The following is a 15,267-nucleotide window of genomic DNA, read 5'->3' as shown; positions in this document are numbered from 1 at the left end:
TTTTTGAACAGATAGCGGTGTTATCGTCATCACATGCCGGATAAACGTCCGTTAACGACGCTGCCGACGGGTCCGGTTGAACAGCTCGCTGTGGACCCCGCGCAGACCCAGCGGATGTGGTCTCGAATCTGGATCGGGCACGGCGCCGCATGGCTGGCGTTGATCGCCTACTGCTGGACGATGTGGGTCGTCAGTGGGGACTTCACACCCAATTCCCTCGGTAGGGGCCAGGAACCCACCTGGTACGTGATCTTGGTCCGTGGCGTCGAGGTGGTCTTCGGGATCATCATCACCGGCTGGATCCTCTGGCACTTCGTCATCGGGCCGAAACTGAAAACCGGACGTTTCAGCTTCGACGGCCTGTTCTTCCTCGCCGGCTGGCTGATGTTCTTCCAGGAGCCCTGGATCAACTGGATCACCTACCAATTCCAGTACGCGACCACATTCGTCAACTTCGGCAGCTGGCTGCCGCACATCCCGGGCTGGAGCTCAGGCAACGCTGCGCTGATCCCGGTGCCGATGGTGTACTTCACCGCGTACTTGTGGATGTGCGCGATGTCCGGCTACGCCGGATCCCGGTACATGAGCTACCAGCGCCGGAAAGACCCATCTCGCAGCGTGTTCCGATTGATCGCGCAGACGTTCGGTGTCATGGTCATCGGTGACATCGTTGTCGAGCTGATCATGACCAGGACCGGGCTGATCAGCTACTCGTCGACGATCCCCTCGCTGACGCTGTTCGCGGGCACCGACCATCAGTGGCCGCTCTACGAGATGCTCAGCTGGCCGGGAACTTTCATCATCCTCAGCTGCATGCATTTCTTCCGCGACGACAAGGGCCGGTCATGGCCCGAGCGCGGTATCGACAAACTTCATTTCAAGCGCGAAGGCGTCAAGACCTTCGCGCGGTTCTGCGCCATCGCCGGCTACTGCCAGCTGGCCATCCTGATCGCCTTCAACATTCCGTACTCGTTCTATGCCCTGCATTCCGGACCGATGCCGCGCCCGTTCATCGAGCGGGAATGGCGCAACGGCGGAGTATGCGGCCCGACAACGGCTTTCAACTGTCCTGATCCCAGCAAACCCATTTCCCGCGAGTCGGCACCCGACCGGCCCGAACTACTACCAGAGAGGCACCCATGACCTCGGATCCCGGTCCGCTCCCCCACAGCACCGCCGCCGTGATCGGCGGCGGCATGGCCGGTATGGCCGCCGCGTACGAACTGCACAAAGCCGGCTTCGCGGTCACCGTGTTCGAATCCCGCGACCGCGTGGGCGGCCGAATCTGGACCGTCCGCAAGGGCGACTTCGTGATGGACCTGGGCACCGCGGTCTATCTCGGCACCTACCGCGAAGCCGTCGCGATGATCCACGAGGTGGAGCTCACCGACGAGTTCGTCGAGACGCCGGTCATGTTCGGCATGCCGCGGCAAGGTAAGCAGCACTACCTCGACCTGGCCAAGCCCATCAGGTCGAGCATCTCGACCCAGGTGATCTCGTGGCCGGCCAAGATCAGGGCCCTGCGGCTGTTCGCCGACGTCTTCAAGCACCGGGCGTCGCTGGGCTACGACACCTACGACGGCCTCGCGGAAATCGATACCGAGACGGTACTGGACTACAGCCAGCGGGTACTCAACACCGAACTCGCACGCTATATATCAGCACCACTGGTCAGTGGCACCTGGGTGCACGAGGATCACGACACCTCGGTGGCGCTGTTGCATTGGACGGTGCGCAACATGCTGGTCAAGTCGGTGTTCAACCTCACCTCAGGGGTCGCCGGATTGCCCGTCAAGCTCGCAACCCTGGTCGATACCCGGCTCGAGCACACCGTGACCAATGTGACCGACACCGGCAGTGCCGTCGACGTGACGTACTCTTCGCCGTCCTCGGATGGCGAGCGCACCGAGACATTTGACACCGTCGTCATCGCGACCACCGCGCCACCGGCGGTGTCGATGTACCCGCAGATGGACGACAACCACCGCCGACTCTACGAGACCGCGCGCTACCACCGCCTCGGCAATGTCTCGCTGGGCTTCTCGGCGCGGCCCGACGATCCCGGCACCTTCTCGATGGTCTCCCCCTACGACGACCCGGACACGATCGCGGTGATCGCCGACCACAACAAGGCGCCCGGACGCGCCCCCGCGGGCAAGGGACTGATCTCCGTGCTGTTGTCCCCGGCATACCTCGACCGCACCGACGACAAGGACGACGAGTACCTGCTCGACCATGCCCTCGAGCGCGTCGCCTACTACTACGGCGGGCTTCCCGGCACGCTCGAGGAATACGCGCTGATGCGCTGGCCGGAGTCGGTCCCGGTGCTCGACAAGGGCCGGTTCAAGCTCATCGCCGATTTCCGCAAGAAGGTCGATCGCCAGGCCCGCGTGCAGTTCGCCAGCGATCTCGACCGGATCCCCGGCCTCAACGGAGCCCTGGTCAGCGGGCAGGAGGCCGCCGCACGCCTGAAGGCGCGGTTCGCCAACCGACGACCCGCCACCCTGCCATGACGTTCACCGGAGAGGAAATTCAATGACGAGAACGCTTGTGGCCCTTGCTGAACCACCGTGGGAGATGACCACACCGGCAACGGCCCAAACCGTGATCACCGTCATTCTCACGATCGTGGTCGCCGTCTTTGTCGCCGCAGCCGCGCGCGAGTGGTACCTCACCGGGCGGCCCATCTTCGCGCTGACCCTGATTGGAGGATTGGTCTGCTCGTTCAACGAGGCGACCGTAGACGTGCTCGGGCACTGTTACTTCCCGCTGGACGGCTGGATCGGCTATACGGCGTTCGGCCGGGGCGTGCCCGTTTGGGTGATCCTGGCCTACGTCGTGTTCTTCGGCGGGCTGTCGTATCTGATGGCCAAGGCCTTCCGCGCCGGGGCGACCCGCCGAACGATGTGGACCGGGATCGGCGTCTTCGGCGTGCTGAACGTGCTGCTCGAAATCCCGATGCTGGGCTCGGGGCTGTACGTCTACTACGGAAACCAGCCCTTCATGATCGCCGGTTTCCCGATCAGCTGGTTGGTGATCAACAGTCTCGGTTCGCTGTTCGGAGCCGTCGTACTGACCCGGTTGGACTGGTTCTTCACCGGCGCCCGCCAGCTGCTGGTGGTCCTCGTCCCGTTCGTGACCTACATGTCGTCCTGGGTGCTGGCGATGCCGTACTTCGCGGTCACCAACACCGACGCCCCCTCCGCGGTGCGGATGATCGCCGCGGCCGTGAGCCTCGTTCTCGGGGCGATCGGCATCGACGTCCTGATCCGGATCGGGACCGGACAGCTGCGTCTGATCCCCCCAGCCGAACACACCGCAACAGCTGACGAAATGGTGAAATCACGATGACCAACAACACCTTCGACTACATCGTCGTCGGCGCGGGGCACAACGGCCTGTCAGCGGCGTGCACGCTTGGCGAGTCCGGACGCTCGGTCGTGGTGGTCGACCAGCTGCCGTTCCTCGGCGGACTCTCCGCCAGCCGTGCCTGGGTGCCGGAAGCTCCCAACCACCTGCTGTCGGTGGGCGCGATGGACGACATGCTGATGGCTCAGACACCGTTGACCGAGGAGCTGGGCCTGAAAAAGTTCGGTTACCAACCGATCCCGCTGGATGCCCCGTACGGGTGGATCAACGAAGATGGCGACACGCTGCTGCTGTTCCGGGATTTCGACCGGGCGTTGTCCGATATCCGGTACTTCAGCCCCAAGGACGCCAAGACCTACGCCGAAATCCGTCCCACGCTCGACCTGATCATGGACCTGGTCGAGAAGCTGGTCGTCCGCCATCCGACGTTGACCAAGGCTGATCTGGCCAAACTGGCCGTCCGGCTCCTGCCCGACCGCAAATCGCGTGCCCTGCTGTCGAAGATGCTCGTCCTGTCCGTCTTCGAGATGATCTCCGAGACGTTCGAAAGCGACGCCATGCGCGGCCTGTGGGCGTACTGGACGTCGATGCTCGGGCCCGCCGACCTGGAGGGCACCGGTGTGTATCTGATGGGATACCACGCCACCCACCGCAAGCAGGGCGTCCTCCGTCCCCAGGGTGGGATGACCGGATTGATGAACGCCTTCGCCGGCAAGATCGCCGCGCACGGCGGCGAGATCCGGCTCGGCGCAGGCGTACAGCAGATCACGGTGTCCGGCGGCCGGGCAGCCGGCGTCCGGCTGGCCGACGGTACCGAGCTGCGCGCCCGCCATGGCGTACTGGCCAGCTGCGCACCACAGGTCACGCTGTCCACGTTGCTCCCGGAAGGCACCCTGGATCAACGACTCACCAACAAAGTGGCCATGATCCCGGCCAACGGCGTCAACGTCGCGGCATTCAAGATCGACTTCGCCATCGGTGGTCGGATCGACTATCCCAAGGCCGCGGCCAAACGGCGCGACGGATTCGACGTCCGGCGCACCACTCTGATGACCGGCACCCTCGAAGAGCACTACTCACACCTGTTGACCACCAAACGCGGTGAGATCGTCGAGACGCCGCCGGTCTACATGGCCGTGCTCTCGGCCAGCGACCCGACGATCGCCCCGGCTGGCCAAGACGTCCTGTATCTGCATTCCAATGTCCCTGCCGATCCCATCGGCGGCTGGGATGCCAACAAGGACCTCTACACCCAGACCATCGTGAAATCCGCGGAACGATTCCTGTCGGGTCTCGATGCCGAGATCGGGCGAGTCGTGCACACCCCCAAGGACTTCGAGGACCGATTCAGCACACCCAAGGGCTGCTACTTCCATGTCGACATGACACCGCTGCGGCTGGGCACCAACCGCCCCGCCCGCGAGCTCGGCGGGTACGCCACCCCGGTCCCCGGCCTGTACCTGGCCGGCGCCGGATCCCACCCCGGCGGCACCGTGAACGGGTGGTGTGGCCGGCTCGCCGCGCAGACCGCGATCGCCGACGAATCATAGATCTTCCCGAGAGGACCACCACCATGCGCAACATGAACATCACCGCCCAGAAGATCTGTGTCTGGTGCGGGCCGGTGATGATCTTCACCTGGGCCGCCGCCTTCACCTTCCTGTGCCGGTTCATCCCGCCGCCAAGGCCGACGATGTCCGGAGAGGAACTGGTGGCGCAGTTCAGCCAGAACACCAACCTGATCCGGCTCGGCCTGGTCATCAGTGTGTTCATGTGCGCGCTGCTGGTGCCGTTCTGCGCCGTGATAGCCGCGCAGATCCGCCGGATGGAAGGGGTTCGCTCGGTGCTGGCCGAGACCCAGTTGGTCTCCGGCGGCCTGTTGTGCGTCGAGTTCCTGCTGCCCTTCGCCATCTGGCAGACCGCGCTCTACCGGTTGCACGAATGGCCGCCCTACATCGTCCAGATGCTCAACGACATGTCCTGGCTGATGTTCCTGGGCATCATCTCCTCGGCCTGCGTCCAGGTGGCCGCGCTCGGGTTGGCCATCCTGCTCGACAAGAGGGCCAACCCGGTGTTTCCCCGCTGGGCGGGTTACTTCAACATCTGGGTATCGCTGATCTGGGTGCCCGCCGCGGTGATCCCGTTCTTCAAGACCGGGCCACTGGCGTGGAACGGGGTATTCGCCTGGTGGGTACCGCTGAGTGTGTATTTCTGCTGGTTCGTCGTGATGATCGTTCTCCTCCTGCGCGCGATCGGTGACGATGAGCGCGAACAGTCCAAGGCCGATTCCGGCACCGTTTCCTACGAGCCAACTGGTGCCAGAGCTGTTGTCGGGTAATGACATCGATCGAACGTTCGTCGCTGTGTGACACAGGAGGTCAGTCATGATGGGCACGATCGCGAAATCCCGCATTCAGTTGTTCGGCGCCTGGTGCGGTGTCATCTACACGCTGTTGATCTTCGGCGGTTGGGGCATTGTTGCCGGCCTCCTCCCCCCGATAGCACCGTCGGCCGGGCCTGAACAGGTCGCCCGCCTCTTCGCCGAGGACACGATGCGGATCCGCGTCGGAATGATCATCGTGATGTTCAGTGCGCTGATGCTGTTCCCGTTCGTCGCGGTGATCGCACAGATGATCGCCCGAATCGAAGGCGGCGCCGGCGTACTGACGTACACGTTCCTGCTGGGTGGGGCCGGCAACATGGTGTTGAGTTTCTACCCACCCATGTGGTGGCTCACCGCCGCTTACCGACCGGACCGCAGCGCCGACCTGCTCTACCTGGTAAACGACACAGCCTGGCTGCAGTTCATCGGGGGCGTGTCCATCTATCTGGCCATGCCGCTCTCGATCATGGTCGCGTCACTCTGCGACAAGAGCCCGAATCCGGTGTTTCCCCGCTGGTCGGGCTATGCGATGGGCTGGATCGCGCTGATCACGATCCCCGACCAGATGCTCTTCTTCTTCCACGGCGGGCCGTTCGCGTGGAACGGTGTGCTGGGCCTGTGGATACCCGCGGTGATGTTCGGGCTGTTCTTCCTGATCAATACCTTTGTAATCCGAGCTGCCGTGCTGCGAGAACGTGCAACATTGACGGGTGACACCACTGCGGACGGCACGTACGCCCTACAGCCGAACGGCCGTTAACGATTGTTCAGCACACTCTTTCGCAACCCTCCGACCGACGCTATAGTTATTTTTGAGATGACCAGTCACGTAATTCCAGACCTGCTCCGGGCCCGGGCCGCTGCCACCCCCGACAACGTCTGCTGCGCCATGGACGACACGGTGTACACCTACGCCCAGATGGATGCGCGCTCCGACCAGGTGGCCGCCGGCCTGGCCGCGCTCGGCATCGGTCCCGGCGAGCGTGTCGCAACGCTTTCCCCCAACCGGACCGAACTGCTCGAGCTGTTCTACGGCGTGGCGAAAACCGGTGCCGCGCAGGTGCCCCTGAACGCATACCTCAAAGGTGACTTCCTCCTGCACCAGCTGCGACAGTCGCGATCCCGGGTATTGGTCACCGATGCGTCGGGACGTGACGCGCTCGCCCCGGTCCGCGACCAGCTACCCGAGCTGCAAACGGTCGTCATCCTCGATGACGCAATCGGCGACGAGGTGCCCTACGCCTCGATCCGTGAGTGCACCGAGGCGGCGCCGGCCGTCGCACTCACCCCGAGCGACACCATGTCGATCCTCTACACCTCCGGCACCACCGGCTTGCCGAAGGGATGCGTGGCGAGCCACGGGTACTACTTCCGGAGCGCCCAGCTGATCGGTGACGCCCTCGAGATCACCTCCGATGATGTGCTGCTCGCCGGGCTCCCGCTGTTCCATGCCGGCGCACGGTTGGTCACCGTTACCCTGCCACTCCTGTTCGGCATACCCGCCTACTTGCAGGGCACCTTCAGCGCGAGGGGTTACTTCCCCCGCGCCAAGGAGGTCGGCGCGACAGTGATGATCGCCGTCGGCGCGATGGGAGCGGCGATCCTCGCCACCGAGCCGTCAGCCGACGATCGCGACCATCAGGTTCGCCGGATCATGTGCGCCCCACTGTCCCTGGAATCCCAGGCCATCTTCCGCGAGAGGTTCGGCGTCGATCCGTGGGTCGATGTCTTCGGGCAGACCGAGTGCATGCCGACCACCCTGACGCCGCTGTCGTCGGATCGGCGCGACGCAGGAGGCTGCGGGATCGCAGCGCCCGATCTGGAGGTCGCCCTCCTCGATGACGAGGGAAACGTTCTCGAGGGTGAGGCCGCCGGCGAGATCTGCATCCGGCCGCTACGGCCGCACGCCATGTTCGACGGCTACTTCGAGCAGCCCGAGGCCACCGTGCAGGCATTCCGCGGATTGTGGTACCACACTGGCGATTTCGGCCGCCGCCTGCCCAGCGGCGCCTTAGCCTTCGTCGACCGGATGAAGGACTGCCTGCGCAGGCGCGGTGAGAACATCTCGAGTTTCGAGGTCGAGCAGGCAATCGACCACCATCCGTCGATCACGGAATCCGCGGTGCACGCGGTGCCGTCGGAGCTGGGCGAAGACGATCTCAAGGCTGTCATCGTTGCCAGCTCACCGATCGATCCCGCCGAGCTGTTCGCGTTCTTCAAGACCTCGTTGCCCTACTTCGCGATCCCGCGCTACATCGAGTTCATCGACGCCCTGCCCCGTAACGGGGTCGGCAGGGTGCTCAAGCACAAGCTGCGAGATGTCGGGTTGGGCGGTAACACCATTGACTTCGAGGCGCTGAGCCTGACCGTCACGAAACAGGAGCGGCGCTAGCCATGGACTTCGGTTTGACACCGCAACAACAGGACCTTCAGGCTCGGGCCGAGAAGCTGGGCCAGTCGTTCGCCGAGGAAGCCCGCGGATGGGACGAATCCGATGAGGCTCCCTACCGCGAGATCTTCGAACGGGTCGGCGCCGAGGGCCTGTTCGGGATCGCGATGCCCACCGAGTACGGCGGCCAGGGCGGCGGTGCCGTCGAGTACCTCATCGTCGTCGAAGCATTGTTCCGCCACGCCAAGTCCTGGCTTCCGCCGGAGCCGGTCTTCTGCACCAGCGGCCCCGGACCGTCGATGTTCCTGCTCGGCGACGAGACAGTGAAAGAGAAGTACCTGCACGATATCGTCGCAGGCAGGCGCGCCTGCAATATCGCCCTGACCGAGCCCGAGGCCGGCTCTGCGTTGACGCATCTGACCACGACGGCGGTGCGCGACGGTGACGCCTTTATTCTCAACGGCCACAAGAGCTTCCTGACTGGATCCAATGTCAACGACCTGAATGCGACCTTCGTCCGATTCGACGACCTGCCAGGGGCCAAGGGGATCGGCGCGGTCGTGGTCGAGGCATCGATGCCGGGTGTGGAGGTCCGCCGCGGACCGGTGTTCATCGGCGACCGCGGCATTCACCACGGCGATATGGTGCTCACCGACGTCCGGGTCCCCGCCGAGAATGTGATCGTCGGACCTGGGCAGTTCGCCCGCCTGATGACCGCGTTCAACCTTGAACGCCTGCACAACTGCGGCTTCTGGTTGGGGTTCAGCCAGGCCGCATACGACGAGGCAGCTGCCTACACGCAACGGCGGGAGGCATTCGGCAAGCCGATCCTCGATTTTCAGTCGGTCTATCACAACCTCGCCGATATGTGGGTCCAGATCGAAGCGCTGCGGTTGCTCGCCTACCGCGCCGCCGCATCGGCGATCGAAGGGCGCTTCCCGAAGCTCGCCGAAGTGACGCAGGCGAAGCTCTTCGGCGCCACGGTCGGCCCGCAGATCACGCTGAAGGCGATGGAGCTGCACGGAGGCTACGGTCCGACAACCGATTTCCCGATCCAACGCATCCACCGCGACTGCGTCACCAACGTCGTGGCCGGCGGCGCCCCCGCAGTACTGCGCAATGGTGTCGCGGCGGGCCTGTTTCCCGACCGGAGGTTCCCGCAAGCATGAGCTTGTCCGTCGAGCAGCTCGACTTTCAGGCAGCCGTCCGGGACTTCTGCGCCCGCGAATGCGCTACTCGTGAACAGCGCGAGGCGCTGCTGGACCCCGACGAGGAAGACCAGTCCGCCGCGTTATACAAACAACTCGCCGAACTCGGATGGCTCGGCGTGGCCATCCCGGAGGAGTACGACGGATCCGGCGGCACCTATCTCGACCAGACGATCCTGTTCGAAGAGTTGTGGCGCGGCCTGGCACCGGTCAAGGCGCTGGGACCGACGACCACGGTCGCCGGGTGCTACAAACGCTTCGGATCCGAAGACCAGAAGCGGGAAGCGCTCGCGGCCGTCGCAGACGGCGAGATCATGTCGATCTCGATCTCGGAACCCGGCGCCGGCTCCGACGTTGCCGCCATCGCCTGCTCAGCGACCCCGGTCAGCGGTGGCTATGTCCTCAACGGCCAGAAGACCTGGTGCTCGTACGCGCACCGTGCGGGCCGGATCCTGTTGGTGGCCAGGACGAGCCGCGATGAGAAGCCGCACGCCGGACTGACGATCTTCGAAGTGCCTGCCGACTCCGAGGGTGTGCAGACCCGCCGGATCTCCACCCTGGGCGGTCGCGAGGTCAATGATGTTTTCTTCACCGACTGCTTTGTCGCCGATGAGCAGGTCGTCGGCGAGATCGGACGCGGATTCCCGCAGATCATGGCCGGCCTCGACGGTGAACGGCTGCTCGGTGCGGCCGTCGGACTCGGCCTGGGCCAGCGCGCCCTGGACGACGCCATCGGCTACGTCAAGGACCGCAGGCAGTTCGGCAAGACAATCGGCAGTTTCCAGGTACTACGCCACCGAATCGCGGATCTGGCCACCGAGCTGGAATGTGCGCGCCTGCTGACCTACGAGGTGGCTCAGCGGCTCGATCGCGGGCCCGACCCGGTCACTACCAGGATGACGTCGATGGCCAAGGTGAAGACCTCTGAGGTCGCCAAACGAATCGCGCTGGAAGGCCTGCAGATGATGGGCGGATACGGCTACGCCACCGAGTACGACATGGAGAGCCACGTACGGCATTCACTTGTCCTGCCGATCTATGCAGGCACCAACGAGATTCAGCGTGAGATCATCAGCGGGTCATTGGGCCTGCGGTAACCCACCGGAGAGGTTCAGATGACTGTTGCTCCTGACCAAACCACTGACACCGACGTCCTCGTCACCAGCGACGGTTCGGTCGGCATCGTGACGATCAACCGGCCGCACCGGCTCAACGCGGTCACCCCCGAGGCCGGCGATCGACTGGCCGCCGCATTCGAGCGCTTGGAAGCTGACCCGCAGATCCGCGCCGTGGTGCTGACCGGCGCGGGGCGGGGATTCTGCGCGGGAGCCGATATCTCGGGTGACGTCGGAAATGCGCGGGACGTGTTGATCAACACGTGGAATCCGCTGGTGCAAAAAATGATTGGACTGGAAATTCCGATCATTGCAGCGCTCAACGGTGTCGCCGCCGGCGCGGGTGCGTCGCTCGCGCTGGCCTGCGACTTGCGAGTGGCCGCGACTTCGGCACGAATCCAGCTGTCCTTCACCAAAATCGGGCTCCTTCCCGATGCCGGGTTGACCTGGTTACTACCGCGCATAGTCGGGCTCGGACGAGCCAACGAGCTCGCACTTCTGGCCCGGGATCTGCACGCACCCGAGGCGCTCGACTGGGGGCTGGTGAACCGGGTATGTGACGACGGCGCCGCTCTGGACATCGCGATCGCGATGGGACGCGATATCGCGGCCCTGGCGGGCAGCGTGGCGGCGGTCAAGATGGCGCACCGGCGGACATTCGACTCGACACTCGTCGACCAGCTGGTGTTCGAGGCCGACACTCAGGGGTGGCTGCAACAGCAGCCCGACTTCGCCGAATCGACGCAGGCTTTCGGCGAGAAACGCCCCCCGGTACGCGCTGACCGAGTACCGGGCCGCTACCGGTGACCGAAAGGCATCAACGCCTGTGCATCTGGGTGGGGCTGATGTTCCTGCCGCTGTTCTGGCTGGGCCTGCTCGTGGCGGGCTGGTTCCCGCCACCGACACCCAACATGTCGGTCACCGAGGTCACCGACATGTTCGATGCCGACCGGGCGCGAATTCGCATCGGGGTGCTGATCCTGACCTCGGCCGCTCCCCTGCTGGCCTGCTACGGCGCGGCACTGACCCATCAGATCCGGCGAAGCGTCGGTGCGGCATCACCGTTGGCGACCGCACAGACCCTGGTCGCCGCGTGCCTGATCCTGGAGTTCATCTTTCCCCAGATGATCTGGCAGGCAGGGGCCTTCCGAGCCGAGCGCAGCCCCGATCTGGTCCAGCTCTGCTATGACATGGGCTGGCTGATGTACATCGGCGTCGTCGGCACCGCTATCGTCCAGATGCTGCTCTGCGGCGTTGCGATCCTGCAAGATCGGCGGCCGGCACCTCTCGTCCCGCGGTGGGCGGCCTACGTGTGCTTCTGGTCGGCCATCGGAGTGGCCGGCGGCTCATTCTGCGTATTCACCCGCACTGGTCCGCTCGCCTGGAACGGGCTGATCGCCTTCTGGCTGCTCGCCGTCGCGTTCTTCGTCTGGATGCTGACAATGAGCACGATGATGCTGCGCGCCAGCCGAATCCACGAGGAAGATTCCCATCTCTCCCCGCTCTTCACCTAGGACGCTGCCATGACCGGACCGATCGCCACCAAACTCAGAGTGACCGGCCAGGTCGGCCGGATCGGTGCGCACGTGCTCTACGAGCAGCTACGCCGCCCCAAACCGACGTCTCTTGCCGAGATCCCGCCGGCGGTGGAGGCGCTCACGCCCGAGTGGCTCACTGCCGCGCTGTGCAAAGGCCATCCCGGCGCCTGGGTGACCGGGGTGTCCACCAGCTCGGGAAGTGACGGGTCGACCACCCGGCGAGTGCTTCAGATCGACTACAACGACGTCGGCCAAGCCGCCGGGCTACCGACGTCGGTATTCACCAAGTCCACGCCGAAATTCACCTCGCGGGCCGTCACCGTGCCCGCGGCAGCCCTGGAATGCGAGGCATTGTTCTACGACCGGATCCGGCCCGGCCTGGCGGTGGACGCGCCCCATGGCTACTACCTGGCAGTCGACGCCCGCTCCGGCCGCTCGATGTTCCTCCTGGAAGACGTGGCCACGTCTCGCGGTGTCGTCTTCGGCGATCCGACCAAACACCACATCGACCGCACCCGGGCCGAGTCCATCGTCACCACTTTGGCGACACTGCACGGAACACTCTGGGAGAGCCCGCGGTTCGCCGGTGATCTGGCAGCGGTCAAGAACACCGTCCAATGGCAGACCGACGTCAACGACACCATCGCGTTCCCGAAGCGCACCGTCATCGGGTTCGATCGGGCGGAGTCGGTGTTCCCCACGCAGTTCCGTAGGCGCCGCAACGAGATCTTCGGGGCACTGATGACCTCGCTGACCCTGCACAGGTCCGCCGCCACCACGCTGCTGCACTCCGACGTCCATTCGCGCAATTGGTATTTGACGCCTGAGGGCGGTATGGGGCTCTACGATTGGCAGCTGATCAGCCGCGGATCGTGGGCAATGGACGTCGCCTACGCCCTGAGCTCGGCGCTGACCGTCGACGATCGTCGAGCATGGGAGCGCGACCTCATCGCGTTGTACATTGATCGGCTGCACGCAGCAGGCGGGCCGCGTCTGACCGCCGCGGGCGCCTGGCTGACCTACCGGCAACAACCGTTCCACGGTCTGGTGTTCTGGCTCTACACCATTGGCGCCGGCCGGATGCAGCCGGCGATGCAGCCCGACGACGTGTCGCTGGCCAACTTGGAACGGATGACCAACATGATCGTCGACCTCGACAGCTTCGAAGCCCTAGGCGAGCTGCCGTAACAGGGCAGCTGCGGCGTTGTCACCCCATCGGGTGGCTGATTCCATCGACCCAGCCCCGAACAAGTCGCCGGCTACCCGAACCGGGCCGTCAGTCGGCAGTGCACCCAGCAAGATCTTCGAGCGCTGCCAGAACCCGGGCTCGGCCAGATATCCCGCGACGGGCCATCGGGTCACCACTGCCATATCGCGATGTCCGGCCAGCTCCGGACACAGGCGTTCGATGATCCCTGCGGCCCAGGCCTCGAGTTGCGCGTCGCTGCGACCGAGAAATGAGTCGGTGACCGTGGTGTCGGTGTACACCGTCACCAGGCTGTGCCCGACCGGCGCTCGATCGGGAGACTTGTTGTGTTGCATGAAGATCAGCAGCGCCTCACGATTCTCCACCGTCGGCACCAGGATCGGATAGGCCGCCGTCGTGGTCGGCGCGGTGTAGCCGAGCGACACGCTGATCAGTTTGACGTTGCGCAACTTGTCGCCGAACGCCGGTGAGGCATGGGACAAAGCCGGCCAGATATCACTCGCCCGGTCGTACATGGCACTGATCACCACTCCATCAGCGGTGAGGTCATGCTCCCCACCGTCTCCGTCGACGTAGGAGACGCTCACCCCGGTGGCCGACTCATCAACGCGGGTGACGGTGGCCCCGTAGCGCACGTCGAGCCGGCCAGCCAGTGCGTCGGTAACGGAGCCCAGGCCGCCGCGGACGGTGCGCAACGCACCCGACCAGGCCCCGAGCGCACCCAGCACGCTGAGAGTGGAGGCGTTGTCGGCGCCGCTGCCCGTTGTCAACCGCATCAAGGGATCGATCAGATAGTCGGCCACCTCGCGCCCGAACTGTCTGCGAGCGAATTCGGCCGCCGTCATCGACGGGTCATCGAGGTCGGCTGAGCTGCCCATATCGTAGGAATCGACACCGGCGATGGCCTTGCGCAGCTTCACGAACCCGACCGCCATCCGGAGTTTCGCCACCGTCGACAACGCCGGAGTGAACGGCAGTCGCAATAGCCGGCCGGGGTCGATGTCGATCACCCGGCCATCGCGAACCAGACCGATCACCGCCGATGTATCGTGCAGCCGGTCCTGGAAGCCGATATCACTGATCAATCGCAGATAGCTGGAATAGCCGGCGGTCAGGGCATCGGGTCCGGTGTCGACGAGGTAGCGCCCACAGGTCTGGGTCTCGACTCGCCCGCCTGGCCTGGCGCCCGCTTCCAACACCACAACCGTGGCACCGGCCTGGGTGAGGCGATAGGCAGCCGTCAGGCCCGAAAGACCCGCTCCCACAACGACGACTGATGCCATGAATTCTCCCCGATCCACTCCGTTAACGTTCGTTATCAATACGATAGCGCACGGCGGGATCGCTCCGGTCGCGGTAGCGCAGCTGCCGACCTGCCCGCTGCGGTACCGTTGACGGGTGGCCACCACCCGAAACGAGCGTTCCGAGCGGATCCTGCGTGCAGCGATGCATCTGTTCCACGAACGCGGATTCGACGGCGTCGGCGTCGACCTGATCGGTGAGCGGGCCGGTATGTCCGGGCCCGCCATCTACCGCTACTTCAGCGGGAAGGACGAGATCCTGATCACGCTGGTCGACGAGGCGATCGACCGCGTGCTGATGTCGACCGGCGGCGACTTCGACAATCCGCGCGAGGAGCTCGAACACCTCATCCGCGGGCACGTCCAGCGGGCGTTGGAAGAACGCGAGTTGATGAGCGTGTGGACCCGAGAGCGCAATTCGATTCCCAAGCCGTACCGCTCCCGGCTGCGTTCTCGCATCAACCGGTACATCGACAGGTGGGTGGACTGCCTCGACGCGTGCTACCCGGGCAACAACCGCGAGCTCCTCGTCAGCGCGGTCCATGCGACGCACGGACTGATCGATTCAACGGCATTCTGGCCGGCCCAGTCGTTGAAGCTGCCCGCCCTCGACGATGTCCTGACGGGGATGGCCTTGGCCAGCCTGGAGTATCTGGCGCAGAGCGGCCCGTCTGACGCCACCGGGAAGCTGGCGCCGAGAGTGAACGCCAACTAGGGCCGCCGGCCCCGATACCCAGCGTTGGCGCTCGTCGTGGGC

The 15,267-nt window shown here is 64.8% G+C and carries 14 protein-coding genes; 13 read left to right on the top strand and 1 reads right to left on the bottom strand.

Annotated elements, in window-relative coordinates; translation table 11 throughout:
• Positions 1–33 precede the first annotated feature (33 nt).
• The 12 genes from ORI27_RS06265 to ORI27_RS06210 are packed head-to-tail and all read left to right on the top strand — an operon-like array spanning position 34 to position 13,190.
• Complete coding sequence (locus ORI27_RS06265) at positions 34–1,143, top strand: spirocyclase AveC family protein (RefSeq protein ID WP_265995969.1); 1,110 nt, start codon at positions 34–36, stop codon at positions 1,141–1,143.
• The gene (locus ORI27_RS06260; protein WP_265995970.1) at positions 1,140–2,513 is read left to right on the top strand and encodes a protoporphyrinogen/coproporphyrinogen oxidase; all 1,374 of its coding nucleotides are present in this window, start codon (positions 1,140–1,142) and stop codon (positions 2,511–2,513) included. The genes ORI27_RS06265 and ORI27_RS06260 overlap by 4 nt, the downstream gene beginning before the upstream one ends.
• 22 nt (positions 2,514–2,535) lie before the next feature.
• On the top strand, positions 2,536–3,351 hold the full coding sequence (locus tag ORI27_RS06255; RefSeq protein WP_265995971.1) for a hypothetical protein: 816 nt from the start codon (positions 2,536–2,538) through the stop codon (positions 3,349–3,351).
• Positions 3,348–4,919 carry a phytoene desaturase family protein gene (locus ORI27_RS06250; protein WP_265995972.1) on the top strand — a complete coding sequence of 524 codons (1,572 nt, stop codon included), beginning with the start codon at positions 3,348–3,350 and terminating at the stop codon, positions 4,917–4,919. The genes ORI27_RS06255 and ORI27_RS06250 overlap by 4 nt, the downstream gene beginning before the upstream one ends.
• Before the next feature lie 32 nt (positions 4,920–4,951).
• Positions 4,952–5,707 (top strand): hypothetical protein, encoded by a 756-nt coding sequence (locus ORI27_RS06245; RefSeq protein WP_265995973.1) that lies wholly within the window; start codon positions 4,952–4,954, stop codon positions 5,705–5,707.
• Between the two features lie 46 nt (positions 5,708–5,753).
• On the top strand, positions 5,754–6,512 hold the full coding sequence (locus tag ORI27_RS06240) for a hypothetical protein (RefSeq protein ID WP_265995974.1): 759 nt from the start codon (positions 5,754–5,756) through the stop codon (positions 6,510–6,512).
• Between the two features lie 57 nt (positions 6,513–6,569).
• Entirely contained in the window at positions 6,570–8,144 is a 1,575-nt protein-coding gene (locus ORI27_RS06235; RefSeq protein ID WP_265995975.1) for an AMP-binding protein, read from the top strand.
• 2 nt (positions 8,145–8,146) lie between these two features.
• Positions 8,147–9,310: an acyl-CoA dehydrogenase family protein gene (locus ORI27_RS06230; RefSeq protein WP_265995976.1), complete on the top strand. Its 1,164-nt coding sequence runs from the start codon at positions 8,147–8,149 to the stop codon at positions 9,308–9,310.
• Positions 9,307–10,446: an acyl-CoA dehydrogenase family protein gene (locus ORI27_RS06225; protein WP_265995977.1), complete on the top strand. Its 1,140-nt coding sequence runs from the start codon at positions 9,307–9,309 to the stop codon at positions 10,444–10,446. The genes ORI27_RS06230 and ORI27_RS06225 overlap by 4 nt, the downstream gene beginning before the upstream one ends.
• Positions 10,447–10,464: 18 nt before the next feature.
• A complete protein-coding gene (locus ORI27_RS06220; RefSeq protein ID WP_265995978.1) occupies positions 10,465–11,271 on the top strand; it encodes an enoyl-CoA hydratase/isomerase family protein in 807 nt (268 codons plus the stop codon).
• Positions 11,268–11,978: a hypothetical protein gene (locus tag ORI27_RS06215; RefSeq protein ID WP_265995979.1), complete on the top strand. Its 711-nt coding sequence runs from the start codon at positions 11,268–11,270 to the stop codon at positions 11,976–11,978. Before ORI27_RS06220 ends, ORI27_RS06215 begins: the two co-directional genes overlap by 4 nt.
• Positions 11,979–11,987: 9 nt before the next feature.
• Positions 11,988–13,190 (top strand): aminoglycoside phosphotransferase family protein, encoded by a 1,203-nt coding sequence (locus ORI27_RS06210; protein WP_265995980.1) that lies wholly within the window; start codon positions 11,988–11,990, stop codon positions 13,188–13,190.
• On the opposite strand, the gene ORI27_RS06205 is transcribed toward ORI27_RS06210, so the two are convergent.
• Complete coding sequence (locus ORI27_RS06205) at positions 13,173–14,492, bottom strand: protoporphyrinogen/coproporphyrinogen oxidase (RefSeq protein ID WP_265995981.1); 1,320 nt, start codon at positions 14,490–14,492, stop codon at positions 13,173–13,175. The two genes, ORI27_RS06210 and ORI27_RS06205, sit on opposite strands and share 18 nt — an antisense overlap.
• 115 nt (positions 14,493–14,607) lie before the next feature.
• On the opposite strand from ORI27_RS06205, the gene ORI27_RS06200 reads away from it, so the two are divergent.
• Positions 14,608–15,225 carry a TetR/AcrR family transcriptional regulator gene (locus ORI27_RS06200; protein WP_265995982.1) on the top strand — a complete coding sequence of 206 codons (618 nt, stop codon included), beginning with the start codon at positions 14,608–14,610 and terminating at the stop codon, positions 15,223–15,225.
• Positions 15,226–15,267 lie beyond the last annotated feature (42 nt).

Source organism: Mycobacterium pinniadriaticum, assembly GCF_026242045.1.
GTDB classification, from domain to species: Bacteria; Actinomycetota; Actinomycetes; order Mycobacteriales; family Mycobacteriaceae; genus Mycobacterium; species Mycobacterium pinniadriaticum.
The sequence above is the reverse complement of the archived record's forward strand: the minus strand, read 5'-3'. Positions and strand labels throughout refer to the sequence as shown.